12 protein-coding genes are annotated in these 22,178 nt (G+C 53.3%); 8 read left to right on the forward strand and 4 right to left on the reverse strand.

Annotated features, from left to right (window positions below):
- Positions 1 to 100: 100 nt before the first annotated feature.
- The 3 genes from NVIE_RS00500 to NVIE_RS00510 all read left to right on the forward strand — a co-directional run bounded on the left by NVIE_RS00500 (position 101) and on the right by NVIE_RS00510 (position 14,724).
- On the forward strand, positions 101 to 12,244 hold the full coding sequence (locus NVIE_RS00500; RefSeq protein ID WP_158435009.1) for a hypothetical protein: 12,144 nt from the start codon (positions 101 to 103) through the stop codon (positions 12,242 to 12,244).
- Between the two features lie 77 nt (positions 12,245 to 12,321).
- A complete protein-coding gene (locus NVIE_RS00505; protein ID WP_075053528.1) occupies positions 12,322 to 12,900 on the forward strand; it encodes a hypothetical protein in 579 nt (192 codons plus the stop codon).
- 51 nt (positions 12,901 to 12,951) lie between these two features.
- A complete protein-coding gene (locus tag NVIE_RS00510; RefSeq protein ID WP_075053529.1) occupies positions 12,952 to 14,724 on the forward strand; it encodes a sensor histidine kinase in 1,773 nt (590 codons plus the stop codon).
- 219 nt (positions 14,725 to 14,943) lie between these two features.
- On the opposite strand, the gene NVIE_RS00515 is transcribed toward NVIE_RS00510, so the two are convergent.
- On the reverse strand, positions 14,944 to 15,375 hold the full coding sequence (locus NVIE_RS00515; protein WP_075053530.1) for a hypothetical protein: 432 nt from the start codon (positions 15,373 to 15,375) through the stop codon (positions 14,944 to 14,946).
- Positions 15,376 to 15,842: 467 nt separating this feature from the next.
- Between NVIE_RS00515 and NVIE_RS16010 the strand changes: the two genes are divergently transcribed.
- On the forward strand, positions 15,843 to 15,974 hold the full coding sequence (locus tag NVIE_RS16010) for a hypothetical protein (RefSeq protein ID WP_258914148.1): 132 nt from the start codon (positions 15,843 to 15,845) through the stop codon (positions 15,972 to 15,974).
- Between the two features lie 187 nt (positions 15,975 to 16,161).
- Here NVIE_RS16010 and NVIE_RS00525 read toward each other — a convergent pair whose 3' ends face one another.
- Entirely contained in the window at positions 16,162 to 16,548 is a 387-nt protein-coding gene (locus NVIE_RS00525) for an SgcJ/EcaC family oxidoreductase (RefSeq protein ID WP_075055906.1), read from the reverse strand.
- A gap of 203 nt (positions 16,549 to 16,751) precedes the next feature.
- Here NVIE_RS00525 and NVIE_RS00530 point away from each other — a divergent pair, with 203 nt between their 5' ends.
- Genes NVIE_RS00530 through NVIE_RS00545 form a run of 4 tightly spaced genes read left to right on the forward strand, consistent with a single transcriptional unit; the run spans position 16,752 to position 18,630 of the window.
- The gene (locus tag NVIE_RS00530; protein WP_075053532.1) at positions 16,752 to 17,030 is read left to right on the forward strand and encodes a hypothetical protein; all 279 of its coding nucleotides are present in this window, start codon (positions 16,752 to 16,754) and stop codon (positions 17,028 to 17,030) included.
- A gap of 11 nt (positions 17,031 to 17,041) precedes the next feature.
- Positions 17,042 to 17,623 (forward strand): hypothetical protein, encoded by a 582-nt coding sequence (locus NVIE_RS00535; RefSeq protein WP_144239369.1) that lies wholly within the window; start codon positions 17,042 to 17,044, stop codon positions 17,621 to 17,623.
- Positions 17,624 to 17,627: 4 nt separating this feature from the next.
- Positions 17,628 to 17,987 carry a hypothetical protein gene (locus tag NVIE_RS00540; protein ID WP_075053534.1) on the forward strand — a complete coding sequence of 120 codons (360 nt, stop codon included), beginning with the start codon at positions 17,628 to 17,630 and terminating at the stop codon, positions 17,985 to 17,987.
- The gene (locus NVIE_RS00545) at positions 17,974 to 18,630 is read left to right on the forward strand and encodes a hypothetical protein (RefSeq protein ID WP_075053535.1); all 657 of its coding nucleotides are present in this window, start codon (positions 17,974 to 17,976) and stop codon (positions 18,628 to 18,630) included. The genes NVIE_RS00540 and NVIE_RS00545 overlap by 14 nt, the downstream gene beginning before the upstream one ends.
- A 22-nt stretch (positions 18,631 to 18,652) precedes the next feature.
- Here the strand turns inward: NVIE_RS00545 and NVIE_RS00550 are convergent, their stop codons facing one another.
- Positions 18,653 to 20,683 (reverse strand): hypothetical protein, encoded by a 2,031-nt coding sequence (locus NVIE_RS00550; RefSeq protein WP_084790536.1) that lies wholly within the window; start codon positions 20,681 to 20,683, stop codon positions 18,653 to 18,655.
- A 122-nt stretch (positions 20,684 to 20,805) separates the two neighbouring features.
- A complete protein-coding gene (locus tag NVIE_RS00560; protein WP_075053538.1) occupies positions 20,806 to 22,113 on the reverse strand; it encodes a HEAT repeat domain-containing protein in 1,308 nt (435 codons plus the stop codon).
- Positions 22,114 to 22,178: the final 65 nt, after the last annotated feature.

Consider the following 22,178-nt stretch of genomic DNA (forward strand, 5'->3'; position numbering starts at 1 on the left):
ACGCAAGGATTTCAGACTAGATTTAAACATAAATTTAAATAATAAGGCACTATAACCCTATAGCGTGTCGGAGAGAGCCCTTGGAGGCTACTATCATAGTATGCCTTTCCCTAGGTCTCTCTCCGGCGGCATGAAGGACAGGTCGCTACTCCTTTTCTGTGGCCTGGCAGCCGCTGCGGCGCTGTTTCTGACCGTGTCAAACACGGGTCAGGCTTTTGCAGAGCTCTCTCCAACACACCTGCAAGACGCCGCCGCAAGTGCTACTGCTGTCGACCACGCGCCACGCGCTTTCTCTAGGAGCATCGGCGACTCGGTCTCGGTGGCAAGCAACTTTGACAACCTGGGGGCGAGAATCCCGCGCGTATTCAACGTAGGGATCTCTGACGGCCTCAACATCGCGACCTCGCCAACGCCGCCTCCGCCCAGCAGCGCCGCTACTAATACTACAACAACTGCAAGGCCGTCGACAGGCTTGCAGCAAGGGATGGGAAGGGCAGAAGAAAAGCTGGGCCCCCGCAACCCGATTGAAAGTAAGGGCGACCCGACGAGCAAGGACCCGAAGGACAGTTCGGTGCAGGAGCAGCCGCAGGGCTCTATCTCGCAGGAACTGGAATCAGTGCTTTCAACTCTGATGCAGGACCTGCTGGGATCTGACGATTCCGAGCCGGACGATAGTAGTAGTTCCAACAATACTGCTGCGGTACAGGTCCCTCCGACCATCTACATTGACTCGCTCTATGGAGCATACGCCATGGCCATCATCGTAATCTCGGTTGGCAAGTCACCACGCGTTGCAAGAGTTAGGAGGCAGATCGTGGCACTTTACGCACTCGAGTCGCCAGAGGACAAACAGCGCGACGCGGAAATGCCAATGTATGCAAGGGTTGCAATCATTGTCATCGTGATTGTGGCGGCAGTCGCGATGGCGTCTGCAGTAGAACCTGTGATGGGCGAGGCATTTGCCGATACGAACAAGGCTGCAATCGTATACATCGAAGGTTCAACACCAAAGTATAGAGAATGGATACCTTCAGCTGGAGGTGGTGGTTCCTGGAGCAGTCCGGTGTCACTAACTGCAGCAGACACTACACTCAACACGGCAAAGATAGAGTTCAGCCCTGTATCGTCAAAGAGAGTGATCGTAACAATGGATAACAATGGCAACCTCGATTCGTACGTCTGTTCCATTGGATGTACGGATGCAAGCAGCTGGACCTTCACCAACAACTTTGTGGATGTAACAGCTTCAACGGTCACTGCTTCCTATAGGCCGTGGGACATCGAATACGAGCATACAAGTGGCGACCTTATGATAGTTTACGACTATCCAGAAAGTGGGTCAAGTGCTACAGACGATCTATTCTACAGGATCATGACTAACTCACAAACATCCTTTGGCTCTGAATCTTCTATCAACGATTCTGGCAACTCTGCAACCGCCGGACTCTATTCCTTTGTGGCCATGGATTCGCAAAAGACATCTGGATCTGATGAAATGGCGCTCATTGCAGTTGACGCCACTGCTTCAGACGCGTCTGCTATCGTCTGGAACGGAAACAATTGGACAACTCTGCCACAAACAGAACTCAGTACAAGCGTTAGCATCGCTACAGAAGAAGCAGTAGCAATAGCATACGAGACAAACTCGGGTGACATTTTGGTGGTAGCAGGTGAAGGCTCTAACATTAGGTACAATACATTTTCCAACACCTCGAATACTTGGGGGACAAGTTCTACGTCGGCTGGAACTTGGGCTGTTGGTACCATAAATTGGGTTAGGCTCGTCCCTGACCCACGTAGTACTTCAAACGCGATATTTCTAGCAGGCTCAGGATCTTCTAACGACCTTGATTCTGCATACTGGAGCGGAAGCGCATGGACCGATCACGCTGAGCACGATGCGGGAATCTCTGGTAACGCAGCACGCGTCTTTGACTTTGCATGGGATGGCAGCAGCTCTAACGGCGTACTTGCGTGGTCCACGGCTTCAAACAGCATATCATTTACAAGAGGAGATCCGTCGTCTGGAACATTCGGCACCGATGGCACATTCACCGTAGATGCAGACGCTTCTACTACTTCGTGGATTAGACTTGCCTCCAATCCAACTACTGCTGATACAGTTGCAGCCTTGGGTCTTGAAGACGATGGCAATAGTGACATTGGTGGCATCCGGTGGGACGGAAGTACAAATGCTCCTGTTTCAACTGGAACCGATGACATTTCGACTACTTCGACCAATAACAGTTGGGAGCCATTCAGCATAGACTTTCAAAAGGTGGTAGCAATAGCAACAAAGAACATTTCAGATACCATTGCGACAAGCCCTAGCATCGTCGCGGCCAAGTTCAAGGTAGCATCCATACCCCAAACCATAACAATAACTCCAACAATAGTCAAGAAAGTCACGCGCTCGCTTCCAAACACAGTAACAGTAAGTGATTCTATTGCAAGGTCGGTCACCGTAACGCCTGACACCACCCCGGCGGCCATGGCTTACAGGTCTGACGACGGAACCAACGGAAGCAGCTCGCCCAAGTACAGAGAGTGGAACCCGACGACAAAGACGTGGGGCTCGCAGGTAGAGCTTGAAAGCGCGGGCAGCCCCATACGCAACGCCTGGATAGAGTTCAGCCCTGTGTCGACCAAGCGCGTGATAATCGTGCTGAGCGAAGACGGCACGCTAGACTCGTACGCCTGCGACTTTGGCTGCACCATTCCGAGCAGCTGGACAGTCACGCACGACATCGTGGACCTGTGGAACGTCGTCACGCCTGCCGCGCAAAAGCGCCCGTTTGACATCGAGTTTGAAAAGACAAGCGGCGACCTGATGCTAGTTTATGACAAGGAGGACGGAGGCGACCCTGCCACCGACCTGTTCTACAGGATAATGCCCGACTCTAGCCACACGTTTGGAAGCGAGAGCGTCATTGACGACACTGACACTGCCGCTCCTGACAACGTGTACAGTTTCATCCGCCTCGACTCTAGGAGGACCCCCGGCTCTAACGACCTTGGCTTGGTGGCAGAATCAGAGACCAACCACCGCGCAGTGGCCTGGTACTGGAACGGCTCCACTGACACGTTTGGCAACATGATCACACTCACGACATCTGTTTCCACCGACGTCGACTATGAGGGAGTCGGCATAGGCTTTGAAACAAGCACAGGCGACCTCGTCGCTGTGGCCGCGGAAGGCGCAAACGTGGTGTACGCGCAGTTCAGCGGCGGCTCGTGGAGTACGCCGGCAAACGTCGGGACGCTCAACGTGAGCACTGTAAGGTGGGTGCGGTTTGTGCCAAACCCCAACGCCGGCACTGACGGCATACAGCTTGTCGTGAGCGGCTACACCGGCAGCGCGCACCAGCTCAACAGCGCGTACTGGAACGCAACAGGATGGAAGATTCACGCCGGCGAGACCCGGCACGACGCCTCAATCGACGATTCTGCGACCAGAGTGTTTGACTTTGCATGGGACAACGCCGGCGACGCGACTAGGGGCATACTGGTGTGGGGAAACGGCAACAACAACATGGTGTTCAAGAGGTACACTGTGCCTGACACGTGGACAACGATAGACTTTGGCGCCGGCGCCATCAGCGACGACGGCACGCACCCGTGGGTCTCGCTCAACGAGCACGGCAACCCGATATCTGCCGACGCGGTGTCAGTGCTCGGAGCCGCGATCGACAACGGCGCAGACATAGGTCAGCTCCGCTGGGATGGAAGTGCCAGCAGTGTGGCTTCATGGACCGACGACGGCGCCACCGCCGTTGGCAACACTTCTTCTGAATCGTTCCACGTCGATTTCAGGAGGTCGCCTGTGCTGAAAAAGTTCCCGTCAATAGCGCTCACCGTGGCAGACACGCTTGCCGCCAAGATAAAGACCAAGGTGTTCTCCGAGACGGTGACTTTCACTGTCTCGCTTGAAGCAGAAAAGGGCTCGCCGACCGACTCGGCTAGGTCTGCCGCAGTCTACCGCTCCAACACCGGAACTGCGCTTCTCAACTCGCCCAAGTACAGGGAGTGGAACCCGGCAACGCAGGCATGGAGCGCGGAGGTGGAGCTTGCCAACACCGGAAGCCCGGTCAGGGACGCGCTCATACGCTTCAGCCCCGACTCGTCGCTCCGGGTGGTGGTCAGCCACAGCGACGACGGCACACTCAACCTGTTCAAGTGCGACAGTAGCTGCACCTCTGCCAGCAGCTGGACGCTTGTTGCGGCCGACTTTGCCGACACGGGCACGACAAACTCTGCTAAGCCGTACAGGCCGTACGACATACTGTTCGAGACGACGGGCGAGCGGCTGGTAATAGTGTACGACAAGGAGCTGACCGAGGACGCAGACTTTTACTACAGGACGTTTGACGGCACCACGCTTTCCGGAGAAACCGGAGTCAACCTTGGCGGGGCTGCCGATGCGGAGGAGCTTCGCTACCTGCACCTTGCGGCCCACCCGACAACGAACGAGATGACGGTGGCAATCCTCGACGCCACGAACTTGAGGTCGTACGGCGCAGTCTGGAGCGGCTCGGCGTGGGGCAACGTGCAGACCGTCTCCTCGTCGCTTTCCATCGAGAACGCAGACGGCGACTCGGTCGACGTCGCGTACGAGACTCTTACCGGCGCGTCACTTGTATTCTCCGGCAACGGCGGCAACAGCGCGGCATACGCAAGGTGGACCGGAAGCTCGTGGACGACTGGCACGACAAACCCCAATCCTGGCGTGACGTCAGAGGACGTCAAGTTCGTCAGCCTGAAATCCGACCCGCTTTCATCGTCGAACAAGGTGATGGCCTGCCAGGGGGACGACGAAAGCGACCTTTCGTGCTCGCAGTTTGCGGCAGGCACGCCAGGCGCATGGACCTTGATAACAACCAACACCGGCACTGCCGCCGGCAGGGCGTTTGACTTTGCGTACAACCCCGCTGGCACGACCGGCCTGCTCGTGTCGTCGTCTGGAGCAAGCGGGACGCTTGACTACAGGGCGTTTAACGGCACCGGCTTTGGAAACGCGTCGACGCTGTCGGCCGCAGGCACGCACAAGTGGGTCCTCGGCGCGTCTGCGATTTCCGCGACGGACGTGGTCAACTCGATGTTCCTGAAATCAAATTCGAACTTTGACACCGGGGCGATAAGGTCCAAGGCCGGCACGACCGCCCTGATAGGCGACGCCTCGCTCACAGGCGATTCCGGCAACGACACGTACGAGAGCATGCACATCGACTTTCAAAAGTCCAAGAGGGTCAAGCGCGCATCGGCCGACACGATAACAGTCGCGCCGGCAGTCACAAGGGGCCTCGGCAAGAGCCTCTCTGACACCGTGACGATCGCGCCTGCCGTGTCAAAGGCAGTCGGAAAGCCGGTGAGCGACACAATCACCGTGTCGGCAGTAGCAGCAAAGAATCCGACAGTCACAATACCTCTCTCCATAACGGTAACCGACTCGGTCAGGAAGAGGGTCACCCGTTCTGTCACAGACACTATAACGGTAGGCGACTCGATAACAAAGCACATAATCTACTCGCCGTCAGTAGCGCTGTCAATCAACGACTCTGTCGCCAGGCACGTGAGCGCCACCCGGTCCGTCGCTGACACTGTGGCTATCGGAGTCTCTGCTGGTGGGGCGTACCACGCGTCGCGCCCTGTATCTGACACCCTGTCCGTGTCTCCTGATGTGGCCCGGGCCTACCACGCCACCAGATCCGCGTCGGTCTCGCTTTCCGTATCTGACGCCATAGCAAAGAGCATCACGAGATCCCTCTCTGACACGGTGACCGTAGCACCTTCCATCGGCAGGGCATATTCGCCATCGCGCTCGCTGTCTGACACGGTGACAGTGGCGCCAGAAGTGGCCAGGGCGTACCTCGCATCCCGGTCTATGGCAGAAACGCTTTCAGTGTCCGACGCGGTGGCAGGGACCAGCGCGTTTGCAAGGGAAATTGCAGACAGCGTTTCATTTGCGACCGCGGTTAGCAGCTCGGCCTCGCGCTCGCTGCCCAACACAATATCCATCACTGACTCTATCTCGCCCACCACAGGGCGTTCACTTGCAAACACCATATCGCTGGCAGACGCCATAACCACAAGAACGTCGCGCTCTGTATCTGACTCTGTCGCGGTGACAGACTCTATAGCAAGGAGGGCATCGCGCTCGCTCGCAGACTCGCTGTCTGCGACAGACTCTATTTCAAGAAGGGCGTCAAGGTCGGCGGCAGAAACAGTGTCGGTAACTGACGCCATAGCCACTACTGCAAAGCGCTCCCTCGCAGACACCCTGTCAGTTGCCGATGCCATATCGACTTCGGCCATCCGCGCTCTTGCCAACACTGTATCACTTACAGACGCTATAAACACCAGGACATCCCGCTCCCTGTCTGATTCGATCAGCGTCGCCGAGACTTTGAGCGGCATCGCAGCCCGCCCGCTGTCTACCACGATAACCGTGACGGACGCGATCTCGATACTGAGCACAAGAAACATCTCTGACACGGTGACCGTGATGGCCGAGATCTTGCAGGAAGGCCGGCGCTCGGTTGACAGCAACGTGTCGATTTCAGACTCTATCTCGACCAAGGTAAGCAGGACGCTCTCTGACTTGCTGTCCTTGGCTGACTCTGCCAAGCCAAACGTAAACCGCCGGCTCTTGACCTCGCTGACCGTCACAGACGCAATATCCCAAACGGTCTCCCGCTCCCTCGCAGACTCGCTGTCTCTTTCAGACGCCGTCTCTACGGCAGTGACGCGCTCGCTCTCTGACGCGCTGGACCTGACAGACGCAATCGCCAAGTCGGTTTCAAGATCAACGTCTGACTCGATAGGCATTGCGGACGCCATCTCGGCTAGGACATCGCGCTCGCTGTCCGACTCGATCGCAGTGACAGACTCGGTGGCGACAAGGACATCGCGCCCGGTATCTGATGCGCTTGCAGTGACAGACGCCGTCCGCACCTCTGTCAGCCGTTCAATATCTGACTCGCTTTCGGTCGATGCCGCTGTATCAACATCCGTTTCCCGCTTCCTGTCAGATTCGCTGTCAGTCACCGATGCAATCGCCAAATCCGTCTCCCATTCGCTGTCTGACAGCATAGCCGTAGCAGACGCCATTGCCAAATCCGTCTCCCGCTCTGTCTCTGAAACAGTCGGCGTGACAGACGCAATAACAAGGTCGGCATCCCGCTCGCTATCTGACCCTGTTGTGCTTGCGGACGCAATAACAACTGCCGTCAGCCGCTCGATAGCCGACACGATACCTGTCACCGATGCTATCGTGCCCAACAGTCGCCGCTCCATGTCTGATACGCTGACACTTGCAGACTCGATAAGCCATACTGCATCTCGCTCTGTCTCTGAAACGCTGTCCCTCACGGATGCAGTCTCGACCACCGCGTCGCGCTCAATGGCAGATTCTGTCGCGGTGACAGACGCCATCGCCAAGTCCGTCTCGCGCTCTATTGCTGACTCGGTGACAGTCGCTGCGACGGCAAACAGCGGCCCGTCGCGCTCGTCCTCTGATAGCATATCACTGTCAGATGCAGTCTCTGTAAAGGTATCAAGGAGCATCTCTGACTCTGTGACCGTAATCTCAGAGATCCTGCAAGAGGGCAAGCGCTCGGCTGATGTCAGCATCGCTATTTCTGATGCCATAACCATCGCTGTTTCCCGCTCGCTGGCGGACTCTGTATCGCTGGCTAGCAACATAACCACTGCTGTTTCCCGCTCGCTTTCTGATACCGTCACAGTGGCAGACTCTATCAGCCGCTCTGTTTCCCGCTCGCTGTCCGACTCGATCTCGGCAACGGATGCCATATCTACCACCGTCTCGCGCTCGCTTGCCGACTCTCTGTCAATTACGCCTGCGATCAACAGCACAACAAGCAGGTCTCTGGCGGACTCTGTGTCAATAGCTGACGCCATAATCACGTCAGCATCGCGCTCCCTGTCAGACAACATCGCGCTCGCAGACAGCATATCGACCTCTGTCAGCCGCTCACTTGCAGACACGGTATCTGTTGCAGACGCAATCGCCAGAGCGGCTGCGGATTCAAGGTCCCCCTCCGACAGCATCGCGGCAACAGACGCCATAGCCACTACAGCCAGCAGGTCGATATCTGACGCCCTGTCGGTGACTGACGCCCTGTCTTCAAGAGCGATCCGCTCGCTGTCAGAAACGCTCTCTGTGACAGACATAGTCGCTTCTAGGACATCGCGCTCGCTGTCTGATGCGATAACCGTGGCAGATGCCATCGCCAAGTCCGTCTCGCGCTCTATGTCTGAAACAGTCGGCATAACGGACGCGGTATCAACCTCTGCCTCGCGCTCGGCTTCCGACTCGGTCGCAGTGGCCGACAGCATATCCACGGCCACCAGCCGTTCGCTGCAGGATGCCCTGTCAATCACCGATGCCGCCTCGCCAACAGGCGTCCGCTCGCTGTCTGAAACAGTCGCGATAGCAGATTCTATCAGCCGCTCTGTTTCGCGCTCTATATCCGACACGCTCACGGTTGCAAGCGCAATCGTGCCGACCACGTCCAGCGGGCTTGCAGATGCGCTAGCAATCACGGACGCAATCGGCAGGTCTATATCGCGTTCCATCGCCGACACGCTGACAGTCACCCCAAGCGCAAACAGCGGCGCAACACCTGCGGTATTTGACAGCGTGGCCGTTACAGCATCGGTATCTATCGGCGTGTCAAGGAGCATCTCTGACTCTGTGACCGTAATCTCAGAGATCTTGCAAGAAGGCGCCCGCACGGCTGACGTCAGCATTATAGTGGGAGACGCAATAACCACTAGGGTCTCGCGCTCTATATCGGATGCGCTGTCAGTCACGGCTGATGACATGCTGAAATCCATGTCGCGCTCGCCAAGCGACACGGTAACAGTGGCCGACGCAATCACCGGCAAGACAAGCCGCTCCCTATCTGACGCGCTATCGCTCGCTGACGGCATATCCACCTCTACAAGCCGCTCCCTTGACGACGCAGTATCGATGACAGACTCCATCAGCCGCGCCGTCTCGCGCTCTATCGTAGACGCCCTGGCGCCAGCAGACTCTGTATCCACCGCGGTCACGCGCTCGCTTGCAGACTCTGTGGCAGTCGCCGACACCGCCTTGGGCAAGTCCGTCTTCCGCTCTGCATCTGACACAATTGCCCTTGAGGACAAGATCAGCATGGCGGTGACAAGGTCGGTTACAGAGGCAGTTACCCTTGCAGACTCGGCAGTTCAGTCTACAGGCAGCAAGCTCTTTGACTCTGTAGCGGTTGGCGACCACATTTCGACGTCTGTGTCGCGTACAGTGTCCGAAGTGCTGTCGATGGCAGACGCCGCGTCCGAGTCGACGTCGCGCCCAGTCGCAGACGCGCTCTCTGTCACGGACGCCGTAAAGATATCGGTCGCCGGCGCAGTGTCTGATTCGGTGGCAGCCAGCGACGTCATAAAGATGTCAGTCAGCCGCAGCGTCGCCGACTCTGCAACAGTTTCAGATGCAATGGCAACTTCCGGCGACAGGTCGCCGGCAGAAACCGTGTCCGTTACAGATGCAATATCAATGTCTGCAAGCCGGTCAGTCTCTGACGCACTGGCGGTTTCAGACAACGCTTCAAGGGCGCCTGCCCTGGCAGTCGCCGACACGCTTGCAGTGGCCGACGCCATCTCTACCAGCAACAGCTACTCTGTAACAGTCTCTGACACTGTGTCTGCGGCCGACTCGATGACAAGGGCGCTGGGGGCATCGAGGCTTGCAGGCGACGCGCTTGCAACAACAGACGCGATAGGCACGCCTGCCTCGCTTGCAAGGGCGATATCTGACACGCTGGCCGTTGCTGATGCCGCCCTGGCTGGAGGCTCGATCAACGTGCCGATATCTGACTTGCTGACAGTCTCTGACGCGATAGCAAAGGCGGGCTCCGGGCCGTTCAGCGATGCCGTGGCAGTGACCGACGCGGTGTCGATAGGCATAAGCCGCTCGATAGAGGATGCGATGTCGATGGCTGACTCGGTGGTGCCTCCAGTCATGCGCGCCATGGGCGACGCAGTTGCAATAGCCGACCAGGTGTCCGCGATGATGGGCACTGCGGTGTCAATAGCCGACTCGGTTGGCATCAACTCGCAGATAACAAACGTGTCGGTGCACTGGAACAGGGTCTTTGAAGAGGGAGTCAATCTGGCAGACTGCACGCCGTTCTCGTGCAACCAGTCGCTGCACTTTGATGAAGGCCTGAGCCTGGCCGACGACGACTTCTTTACCTCGCCGCCTGGCCGCGTACTGCCCGCAAGCATCGCAGTAACGGACAGCATAGGAGTCAACAGGCCCCAGACCTTCATATCGCTTGCCGACTCGGTGGAAGTGTCTCCGGCAGTCAAGCCGCTCCTGCCAATCCTCGTCAACAACCACGCGGACGACCATGGCAGGCCGCCGAACTTTTCCGTTCCAGGCAACTACACCTGGGACGGGACCCCTGCATCCCTGAGGGATGCCCTGGAGCTTGAGCCGCTCTACTTCAACACGACGGTGAACCGGGACAACCTGCCAAACCAGATAATAACGCTCCGGCTCTGGGACGTGGCAATAGTGCCTACTGCTAACCTGCCTGCAAACAACACGCTCATATCTGATCGCGCCGCAAACATCCCGGCAGGCGTGCCCGTGCAGGTGCGCGTCAACTTTATGGACACTCCGTCTCTGTCCAGGCACTCTGACTTTATCCGCTCGCTGGACGTGCAGTTCACTCCTGCCATGCTCACCACAGACTTTGGCCTGATAGTGACTCCTATGGATGCCCCGCCTGCAGGGGCAAGCGTGCCGCCAGAAGAGCTTAGGCCGCTGTACATCGACGTCCGGTGGTGGGGCAACGTCCCCGGCGGGTCCGATCCTAGCGTCCAGAGCTACTACCAGAACCCGCCCACGTTCACCTTCACGGTAACCGACGAGTGGGCAAGATCAGAGTCTGCCGTGAGGGATGCAAACGGGGTGCCTCTCATAAAGCTCAGGCTGCTCAACGAGGCTACGAACCAGTGGGAGGAGATAAACACGGTACAGAGGCCCACATCGTCTGCAAATGACGGGACGTACACCTTTACTGCAACCCTGCCCCACTTCTCTGACTATGTGATAACTGCGGTCAAGAGTGCGACTTCAGGATCCGGCTCGTCCTCGTCTACACCGCCCGTCAAGCCGCGGATCTTTGCAGTGAACTTGGTCGACTCGATAGCGCTTGCAACATCGTCAAGCAGCAAGGCAGTCGGCGAGATAATAGAGTTTGTGAACGAAAAGTTCTCCGCCAACCTCCTTGACTCCGTCGTGGTATCCAGCAAGCCGGTGGCGTACAACACGTTCAAGATACTCAAGGACGTCGAGGTGTCGATAACGGTGGTCGATGTCAGGCAGGAAAGCGTGGCTCCTCCAAGCGCGACAGCCGTAATCCAGACCGACATCACAAACGCCGGCGACCTGGCCGAGAAATTCACCCTCAACTTCTGGTACAACGACCAGACTGGCAAGCGCGCCTTTGACCTGTCGCAGCAGGTGGATGTAGAGGCGCACGGATTCAAGACGCTGCAGGTGACGATACCGTTCACAGAGCCGGGCACTTACCGCGTCACGGCCGAGGCAAGGTCCGTGCCTGAAAACGATCTGCTGGAGTCGACGCAGCTGACAGTCGTCGTCCCGTGGCTCTCCGTCTACCTCTATGTGCTCATGACGGTGGCAATAGCCATACTTGGAGGGTCGGCAATCGCAATAGCGCTGTACATGGCAAGAAACGGCATGGCGATTGCAGCAGGCGCAGGAGCAGCAGGCGCCTTAATACTGCTACTTGGACGCAAGCGCAAGCCACGTGTGAGAGTGGCAGAAAAGAGACCTGTAGATTATGATTATGATGATGGCGATGGTAATGGTAATGGTGGTGATGACGACTATGACCTGCTGGTAAACGTCAAGCTCGCAAACGGCTCTGAAGGCAGACTCGCGCCGGGTGAGCGCATGGCGCTGTTTGACTTTGAGATAATCAACAAGTCAAGGAGGAAGCAAGAGTTCGTCCTGGCCTATCACTTGGTGGACATGGCCGGAGCGGCGATGATGCCCGAGTCAGTGGCAGAGGTAAAGATAGCCAAGCACAAGACGCAGCTGCGCAACGCCAAGCTAGAGCTTCTCGCAGGCGCCTACGTGCTCCACGTGGAGGCACGGACTGCAAGGGGTGAGGTCCTCAGCAGCGACCGCGTCAGCGTGAGGACCGCTTGAACGCCATTCCAGTCTTCTGCTCTCTGCATATATCATGTGAAAAACATAACTGTGAGGCGCAGCATGGGAAGGGTGCCGTGAAGAGGAACAAGCTCGCACTGCTTGCAGCCGTGCCTGTCTTTCTTCTTCTTCTGCTGCTATGGTGGCATATTCCTGCCTCTGCCCAGGAAACAAGAGGGCAGGCCGAACTGTCGCTAGAGCGCCACGTGCAGTCGAAGGGGTTGTTCCCGGCCGCCGGCGACTATGTCCGCTATGATGTCACTGTCAAAAACATCGGCTCGTCGTCCATAGAGGAGCGCTCGCTATGGGCAAACTTTGTGCCGGTGCAGAATGGGGGCGGCGGAGATGTGGAAGAAGGGTCAAGCGCCAGGTTTGAGGTGCCATCGCTTGCGCCGGGCGCCAGCGCGCAGCTGCACCTCGGGCCGTTCAAGCTGCATGGCGCCGGCGAGCACGTGCTCTATGTCGGAATCAACAGGGAAGGCGACGCCAAAAGCCCAGACGACGTGGCGCTCAACACCAGGCCCGGAGTACCTGTGGATTCTGTCTCCGCCCTTGATCCTGCGGCTGCAGCCGCGCTTCCTGCCGGCATGGGCATCGCCGCGGCCGGCGTGGCGCTCCTTGCGTGGCTCTTTTATGCGAGGAAAAGGCGCAGCTGATACTCCTACTCGAATATCCTTATATAACAAACTGCGATACAAATGAATCAAATGAGCAGCTGGGGCAATATTGGGCGCCCCCTTGTCATAATAATAACGGTCGCGCTTGCCAGCATGACTGCGGTGTCCTCATTTCTCGTGTACACGGCACAGCAGACCACACAGTCAAACATCGCACTGGCGGCGTCTCAGGCGCTCAGGAGTAACTTGGCAGAGGACAGCGAGGAGGTGTCAAGCAGGGTATCCGTCACTCTTGGCAATGCAGAGCGCCTCCTTGCCGCGTCTGCTCTTGCAATTGCAGGCAAGGACCCTGCAAGCGACTCCGTCCGGCAGGCGCTTCTGCTGATAGAATCTGCACTTGGCCCGTACGCGGACAACATCATCTGGATATCTGGCGAAGGCAAGCTCCTCTATGCCGCAAGCGCGGGCACGTCCCTCACGATAGGCTCTGATCTCTCGGACAGGCGCTTTTACGAGCTGCCGCTTGCCACCAACCGCCCGTACATAAGCCCGTTGCTCTCAGACATGGGAAGCGTGCCAAGCTTTGCCATTGCGGTCCCTGTCCCGCAATCTGCCGCAAACAGCTCTTTTAATGGAGTGCTTGCGGCCATCGTGCCTGTCAGCTCCGCTAGGAACGTTTTCCTTGCGCCGTACGCGTCTACTGACAAGTCGCTGATGCTGGTTTCAAACGACGGGACGATCCTGATTCACTCGTCAGACGAGCTGATGGGTAAGAGCATCGCAGAAAATGGCGCCCTCCTCAGCCTGGTGTCGGACGATACAAAGGAGATGGTGCAACAGAGCCTGCAACTCATGGCGCAGGGCAAGTCCGGCGTACTGGAATACAAGGACAGGGACGGGAACGAGACATTGATGGCGTACGCGCCGGTGATGGTAAACAGGACGCACGTCTTGACCGTCGCGGTATCCCAGGCTATGTCTGTGGTGCAGAAACCTTTTGTGGACGTTTTTGCAGAACGCGAAAACTTTAGCCTCATCGCGACGGTCCTGATAGCCGCCATTTCCGCGATATTCATCACGTTCATACTCGCGCTTAACAAGCGCCTCTTTACCACCGTGAGCAAGCAGGACGAAAAGATCTCAAACCAGCTGGCCGAGCTCACCGCTGCCAATGAGCGGCTGAAGGAGCAGGACGTAATCAAGGACGAGTTCATCAACATAGCCGCGCACGAGCTGCGCACCCCCGTGCTACCTATAGTCCTCAGCGCCGAGAACCTTGCCGACAGCATGCCTGACAACGACAACATCAGGATAATCCTGCGCAACGCAAACCGCATCACGAAACTTACAAACGACATCCTTGACGTAAGCAGGATAGAGAGCAACACCTTCAAGCTCCAGAAGCAAAAGACCAACATCAAGAGGCTGATAGAGGAAGTAATCCAGGACGCGCAGCTAAAGATACCAAAGGGCCAGGATGTCGAGATCGTCTTTGAGGAAAAGGTGCCCCCTGCGATGGAGGATCTCATGATAGACCGGGGAAGGATAAGCCAGGTGCTGGTAAACCTGGTGGACAACGCCGTCAACTTTACCGAGTCCGGGGTAATACGCGTCGTGCTGGAGCCGGACACTGCGGCAGGGCGTGTAAAGGTGAGCATCACCGACAGCGGCAAGGGGATCGATCCCTCGGTCATGCCCAAGCTGTTCGGCAAGTTCGTGTCAAAATCAGACAGGGCCAAGGGAACGGGCCTTGGGCTCTACCTGTGCAAGGCAATAGTAGAGTCGCACGGGGGCACGATATACGGCGAGAACAACGCCGCCGGCACGGGAGCGACATTCTCGTTCACTCTGCCAGTGAATTAATTATATGTTAAACTACGCTTTTTCATGCGTGCTATGCAACAAAAGCGTTGCATAACTCGTTGCATAGACACTGAACCGTCAAAACATCACTTCTGCTAAACATTTCGACCCAAATAAATCAAGTAAGACTATAATATTTTCCGACTTTATTATTTGTTATATGGTATATCTATCCCCCTACCACGTCAGTGTCAAGCAATCATCCGAATGTTTGGAAAGCTATTTCTTTTCTGCATGCCAGAGGGCTTCGTGCTCGCTTCTTTCCTTTTCAGAATTGTAAGATAGCATGCAGAAGTGACACTTCAAAAGCGGCTTAGGCTTTGTTCTTTTTACCCGTTTTCTTTTACCGTTGTTAATGGAGGCGTCACCTGGCAGGTCCATCCAGTTGACTGTGACAGGTGATTCTCGTCTATCTTCTATATCTAAAATCCTGATGCTTCCATTTTTCACGCCGGCCCAATGTTCCAGCAAGAATTTCCAGTCATACTCCATATCGTCAAAGTACTCTGCCTCCTCGACCAACTTGGTATATTGTGCAGCAGGATTGGAAACTGCTCTAAAGTCCTGCTCGTTTGAAAGCCGGATGGCAAAATCTTTGCCATGTGCATCAGACCAGAGCTGCAGCCTGCGAAAGCCTGAACCTGAAAACAATGACCTTGCACCCTTGTATCACTTGACAGGGCGATCACTCAGGCCATGACAGGCATCCTGATGCCCTTTCAGCAGAAAATTCAGCAGCTCTTGCCTTTCTCTTTCGCCTTTTGTGTTACATAGCTCGATTTCCTTCTGCAAAGCAGAACAAAGGCGACATGGTTGCAAGGGCGGTTTTCTAACGCCTGCCATTCATCGAACCACTTTTTTTGTCCCAAGTTTTCCATGCAGCCTACGATATTCCTGGATGGCCAGCCTTACCGCATGACTCAAAGAGGCAGCTTTGCCCGATTCCTTCATTTGCTTCAAAAATTGATAATTGTCATCATCGACAGTCAGGTTGATTCGTGGCATAGGTAATACACAATCATACACACTAACTGTATAATATAAAGATACTGTATAACAACGCCTTTATGATACAATCATACACAAATATACACAGAGCGACAAGGGAGATGAAAAGATTGCAGATAACACTGGAGGACGAGCTGTATCAGTGGGTTACAAAGGAAATCAAGGCATTGCGATTTGGAAGCTATTCGCACGCGATAAACTATGCGTTAAAGCAGCTGAAGAACGAATCAGAAAAAAGTTGAACCGCGCATAGCGAGGTCCATGAGAATATTATTTGCATGTTTTGACTAATCCGCGTAAACAAGTACGCAGAATAATTCATTGATTGTTTTGTATGGCGGACAGCAGTAAGACTAAGGCAATAACATGTGCAAAAAACTGTTATTTAGCTCCACAGCAGCAGGTCCAAATTCTTGGGGCCCATTATGATTATTTATCGACTGTCAGCAAGTTGGCATCGCGTGCGAGTCGCCATTGCCCATCAGGCCCCTTGCGAAATATTGTGAGGGTATAGCCAGATCGGCTCACGGGCGAACCACCCTCAGGCGGAACCGTCCTTACCTTGAGATGACTTCGCATGTAAGCCCAGTTGCCAAGTACTTTAATTTCTTTAATGTCGGAAGTTCCCTCATATCTAACATTTTTCATTTCCTCCGTGGCAGACTTGAATACTTCTTTTCCGAATGGTTCCAGACCAGGAACCATAAACACAACATCGTCCGTCATCAAGTTCAGTATCGTCTGTACATCTCCAGCCTTGGTGGCGACCATCCAAGTATCGACTAATTCGCGAATTGCGCTCTCATCATCCATCATGGTATTATTTTTCATGGTGAATGTATTTACTTTTTTCGCTAATCAACAAGATGAAAGCCAGTGCATATGAAATTACCCCCAGTCTAACGGCCTCTCCTTATGCACCAAAATACCAGTTATACTTCATCGACGCTACACCGCCTAGCTAGAGTCATCTACACGGTGCTTAAGCCATATCTGTAACTGTTCATCATACAATATCTATGAGTGTAGCGACTGACATCTTTTGTGCATTAGGACAATGCTGGATAGGGGAGGGCATAGATGGCATTTACGTTGTCGCAACAACCCTTCTGGACATTGCAATAAAGCTGTCGCCGATGTTCGGTGTCATGTACTTTGGCTACTGGCTGTTCCTGATAATTCGGACAGTAAGGGAAGGCAGCCCTGAGCCGATAATGAACCATGTGATGTTTGCCTGGCAGGTGATAACCGGCATAGTCCACGCCTTCATGAGCTTTATCAAGCTCTTCATACCGTGAGGCGAGAAAAGATGGCAGAACCTGAAATCATCTTCCAGATCCTGAACAGCGAAGTCGTTGTGTTTGGAATAATCATGGGTGTCGTAGCTTTGCTTTCAAAAGTGATTGTCCCAAAGGTGCTGCCTGTCCTAAAAAAGATTCTGGACAAGCGGCAGCGCAAGGACGGCGATATGCCTGAGAGCCTTGGCACCCTCAAAGTGTTCATCAGAAGCGGCGACCTGATAAAAGAAACGCGGGGCAGGATACTCAAGGACGGCTCGATAGCAGCCGACGGCAAGACGTGGGTAATTGAGCGGATCAGGCCGTACCTGCTAACAAAGGGACGGAATTCAAGGCCGGCCGTAATTCTGGACGCAGACAAACAGGTGGAATACAGGTTCAAGGATGCCGTTGAAAGTAACAGTACTGATAAGCAGCAAGACATTGCCGGACAGGCCACAAACCCTCACCTGCTAAAGCAATTCTCAGACAGTATCGTGATCCAGAAACTGGCAGCCGCCAAGCCTGACAAAACAATGATGTTCATGATGTTTATGATGGGGATGTTTGCGCTTATGATGCTTCAGCAATTCATTCCTAAAGGAGCGCCTTGAAGGTATGAGCGAGCCAAAGAAGGAGCTGAAAGACACAGAGCCCTGGACATCGGTAGTACTGGCAACAAAGGCCCTGACAAACCCGCAGGGCAACGAGATATTCACCCTGACTGAGCTGAACGAAAGCGAGATCAGATACGGTGTTCAGGCGTTAATTCTGGCGGACGCGTTCAAGACGGACCTTTTGACAAATGTGGTAGTCAACCTCGCAGTACTGAAAAGAAGCCGCGACAGAAAGGGAGAGTCCAGCGTCATCAAGCTTGTAAGGAACGCAAGTATGAAGATGATGCAGAATGTTCAGATGAGCAGGTTCAAGCGGGTCATGTCAAACAGGGACGATTTCACCGACTATGACAAGGATTGACCAGCTGAGGGGTCAGGAGCGGCAGCTGACCAAGCTAATACGCAAATGGCACAAAGAAGGCGAGTTCAGGCTGGTTCTGATATATGGCACCGGCGGCATAGGCAAGACTAGCTACGCCATGCAGTGCGTCAAGCAGGTAGACCCTGACAATTACAGGCAGCGGTTCATCTTCCCGCCAAGGCAGTTTGTAGACACTGTGTCATGGCTGAAAAGCAACCGATTGAGAATACCTGCACTAGTATGGGATGACATGGGCTTTTGGATGTATACGCTGGACTATAACGACCCTTTTGTCAAGTCGGCTGTCAAGTTCTTTAATGTGGCAAGGACCGTTGTATCCTGCATTATTGGAACGACTACAAGCATGAAGATGCTGACAAGCTCTGTCAGGAATATGGATGCCTTGACGGTCAAGGTCGTAGCAGCAAGGGATAATCCTTACACATCGTTGGCTAAAGGATACAGAACATCATTGCAGCCAAACCTTATGCGGCTGGTCAAGACGGTGTTTGAAGACGAATACCCAAGGTACATGGAAGAGGATGACTACCTATGGTACAAACCAGTTCGAGACAGCTACGTGAACGAGGCTATCCGCCTAATGCAAGAATCCTTGGATAAGAGGTCTGAAATTAGCAGTTAACGTTGTAGGCTGTTTTTTGTTATTACAGCCTGAGATGAATCTTAATTCTCTTGTAATTTGCGTAAAGACTGACAGGATTGATTTCAGCTGCTCGTGCAATCTCCTTGGCACTGCTGCGATGTGCTTCTCCAGACATTATCACTGCCACATGAACGGCGGCGGCTGCCGTGGCTTTTGGGCTGCGACCTCCAAGCAAATTTGCATTATTTAGCCTGTCAACAATCTCTCTAGCTTTCTGTTTTGCGTGTTCTGAAAGACCCAGTTTTATCGAAATACTGTCTACAGATTGGATGGCCTTCTCGTAGGTGCTCAGCTGAGCGTTACTTGGTATATTGAGAACTATGCGTTCTTTTGGATCCAGATACACTTCATTTCCTTGCTTTTTCTTCTTCAGGAATCCTTTCTTTTCCAGATAATCTACTCTGTTGCGGATCATTTTTTCCGTAATGTCTCCGCCATGCAGTGCAGATATCACATCGGTCAGAGTCTTGCCACCATCACGTATCTGCCTTCCTATTTCATAATCAAGGACGTGTCTGAGCAGCTTTCTGTAAAATGGAGCGCGTATCCCGGTCTGCTCATAGAGGTAGTCTAGACTTTCCAGCAGGACTACAGAGAACCTTTCAAATCTATCTTTCTCCTGTCTCTCCATTTCATCCCATACAACCTGCCAGTCAAACCCTGAGCTCTGTGCAAGCCGGGCCATATCCTGTACGTCTCCTTCCCGGAGCGTTAGCCCTTTCATGAGGAATACATCTTCGTTTGCCATGATTCCAAGTTTCACCTTGCCGTGTACTTCGATCTTGGCTCGCTTTTTCATCCTGCCTGAAAGCGCAAGCTTGCGTGCAACGATTCTTGTAAAGATATCCACCCTGCTTCTTGCAGGATGCTCCAAGATATCTGATGCAGCTATTCTCTGATCGTCTGCTGACAGCCTTGATTTGTTAACAGATGTATAGCCCAGCTTCTTCAGTGTCTCTACGATGTGATTGAAAGACCTCTCATCCTGGACTACCAAGTCGCAATCCTTGGTTCGCGGCTTCAAGCCCTTGAGCCGCATGTTTTCGCCACCCAGCAGGTACGCTTCGGTCTCTGAAGGGATGTTTTGACCTATGTCTTTAAACAGGTCCGGGTAGGCTACAGGAAGCGTGTAGCTCTCTGTCGGAATGTCATAGAGCCTTGCCTTCTCTTCAAATTCTTGCCAGGGCAGAAACAGATTCTGGTTTTTCACAGGTGTGTTCCGTAGGTAGCCTTCTATGTCCACCCACACGTCTGATATCATGTAATCTCTGGCTACCTTGCGGAGGGCCAGCGGGTCGAGTTTCTGCTTGTTCTTCAGATAGAATATCATGGCCATTACGATGCCGTGCTTGTCCTGCTCTTTGCTCGCCGCAAGCACGGCGTGTATAAGAGCTTCTGCAAGCTGAAGTGGCGTGTCCTGCTCGATATAGTAGTCATGCGTTGTGTGATATTCTACGCCGTAATCGGGAAAAAGCGAAAAACCGGTGAGCTCTCCATCTACCCGCTTGCCTTTTGGAACCTTCTTTAAGGTCCTAGCAAGATCTTGATAGATTATTTCCGCGTACGGCTCGACGTGTTTTTTTTCGCTTTCTGTCTTCAGATATTCCGCATATAGGTAAAGCGGCTCAAAATACCTGTTCAGATTTACTTTGCCCTTTTCATCCCTTCGGACCACACCAATGGATTCCAGCTCGGATATTGCTCTTTGAACAGTCCTAAGCGACAGGCCAGTCAACCTCTGAATATTATTGATCGTTTTTGGCTCGGTCAGATTCTGGAACACCAGCTCATTTGAATCGTGGAGCAGCTTTTCGACATCGAACTTGGACGCAACATCCCTGAAGAGGATTGTTTTTGAATTCGCCTTGAAGGTTATGGACGAGTCAGTCTTTTCTATGTAATCCTGATTAGCAAGATCCCTTACCAAGTTGTTAAACTGCCATTCCCTGATCCCAATAATGTTCATTAGCTCTTTTGGATTAGATGCTCCATCCCTTACTGCCTTGAGCAGTGCTATTGCCGAAGGGTTCATTGCCTTTCAGTGTCATATAATCACGTACATTTATATAAATATGTGCTTGGATGACACTGAAACTACTAAAGCCGGAACGAGTGGACCGACAGCATTCGCTCCGAACATAGAAATGAATTGATTCAGGAGGGTTTATTCCTGACCAAAGTTTCTATCTTTCTCCAAAAATCATCTGCAAAAGACAATACTTCTTCATCCTCCCATCCTCTGCCATGTAACCTTAGCTTCACATCACTGTATACCCTTTTTCCTTCCGTGGTATCATAACCTATAAAACACGTCCTCCTTTTCTCGTCTCTGGCTACAATTGTACTTGACAGTTCATTGACCTTGAATCCTTTCGACCTCAGCCACTCGTTTACTCCAGGAATTATTTGCCCAATCTCTGATAATTTCTTCTTGAAAGATTTTGTTTCAACCTTCTTCACCGGCTCATTATAGTATTCCTCTTCCCAGTCATGCAGGATTAGTGCATCACCGTACTTTCTTATTAGTTCGTCCTGCAGGCTCTTGAGCTCATCAATAATATCTGTCACTCTATTGAAATTGTTAAAGGATAGAACAGCTTCATCCAGACCTATTTCTGTAATTGTCTTTAATCCCTTAATGACATCTCTTCTAATCCTGAACTGCCTTACTGCTTCATTCAATTCCTCTGCTGTATCGCCAGTGTATTTTCCGTAGTCATATTCGGAGTATCTATAGCTCATATTGCGTGTTATGCTCTCAAGACCCCGTCCTAGATTCTTCATTCTTTCTGGCCCTATTGCTTTGTGTTTTAACAGAACCTCTCTCAGAACTCTTGGATTGTCTTTGCAAATTCTTCTAATCGCGTTTTTCGCATAGTCGAATAACGACTTTTTCTGGTCGTCAAGAAGGTTCTCAAGTGCCGGAATATGCATTACGCTACCTTGCCTTTCTATGATATCTATTGCATATTCTTTTAGGTCATCATCGGTACTCTTGGCAAGAGTATCCAGAGCTGCTGTGATGGCATCCGGAGATGGAATACCCCGTAATGTATCCAGTATGTACATTACAAGGATTACATTGTCTTGGTTTTGATGCAATGCCTCTACGAGCATAGGAACCGCCGCCGTTCCAATTTTTTGGAGCGAGGATACCGTATGTTCTCCGATACTATCATCAAATTCAACCTTGAACAGCTTGATTAGTTCGGGCACAGCACTAGGATCTTTGATTTCTCCAAGAATATCAACAATAAACTGAGCGTACAATTCGTAGGATTCATTCTTTTGGTAATCCTGGAGTTCTTGTGTCAGTTTGGGAACTGCTTGTTTACCTAACGCGATAAGGCCCTCTATTGATTTTTGTGGGATGAGTGAAGCGTCCATATCCTTGATATCGGATATATCGTCATCTACATGAAGACCTGCTATGAGTTCGCTAATGGACCAATCCTCTTTCATGACGCAGAAATTTGTGCGGTTGTTAAAGAACATTTTTCTATGGACTTAAGTTTTCAAAGTCGATG

Origin of the sequence: Nitrososphaera viennensis EN76, assembly GCF_000698785.1 — an archaeon.
Lineage (GTDB): Archaea > Thermoproteota > Nitrososphaeria > Nitrososphaerales > Nitrososphaeraceae > Nitrososphaera > Nitrososphaera viennensis.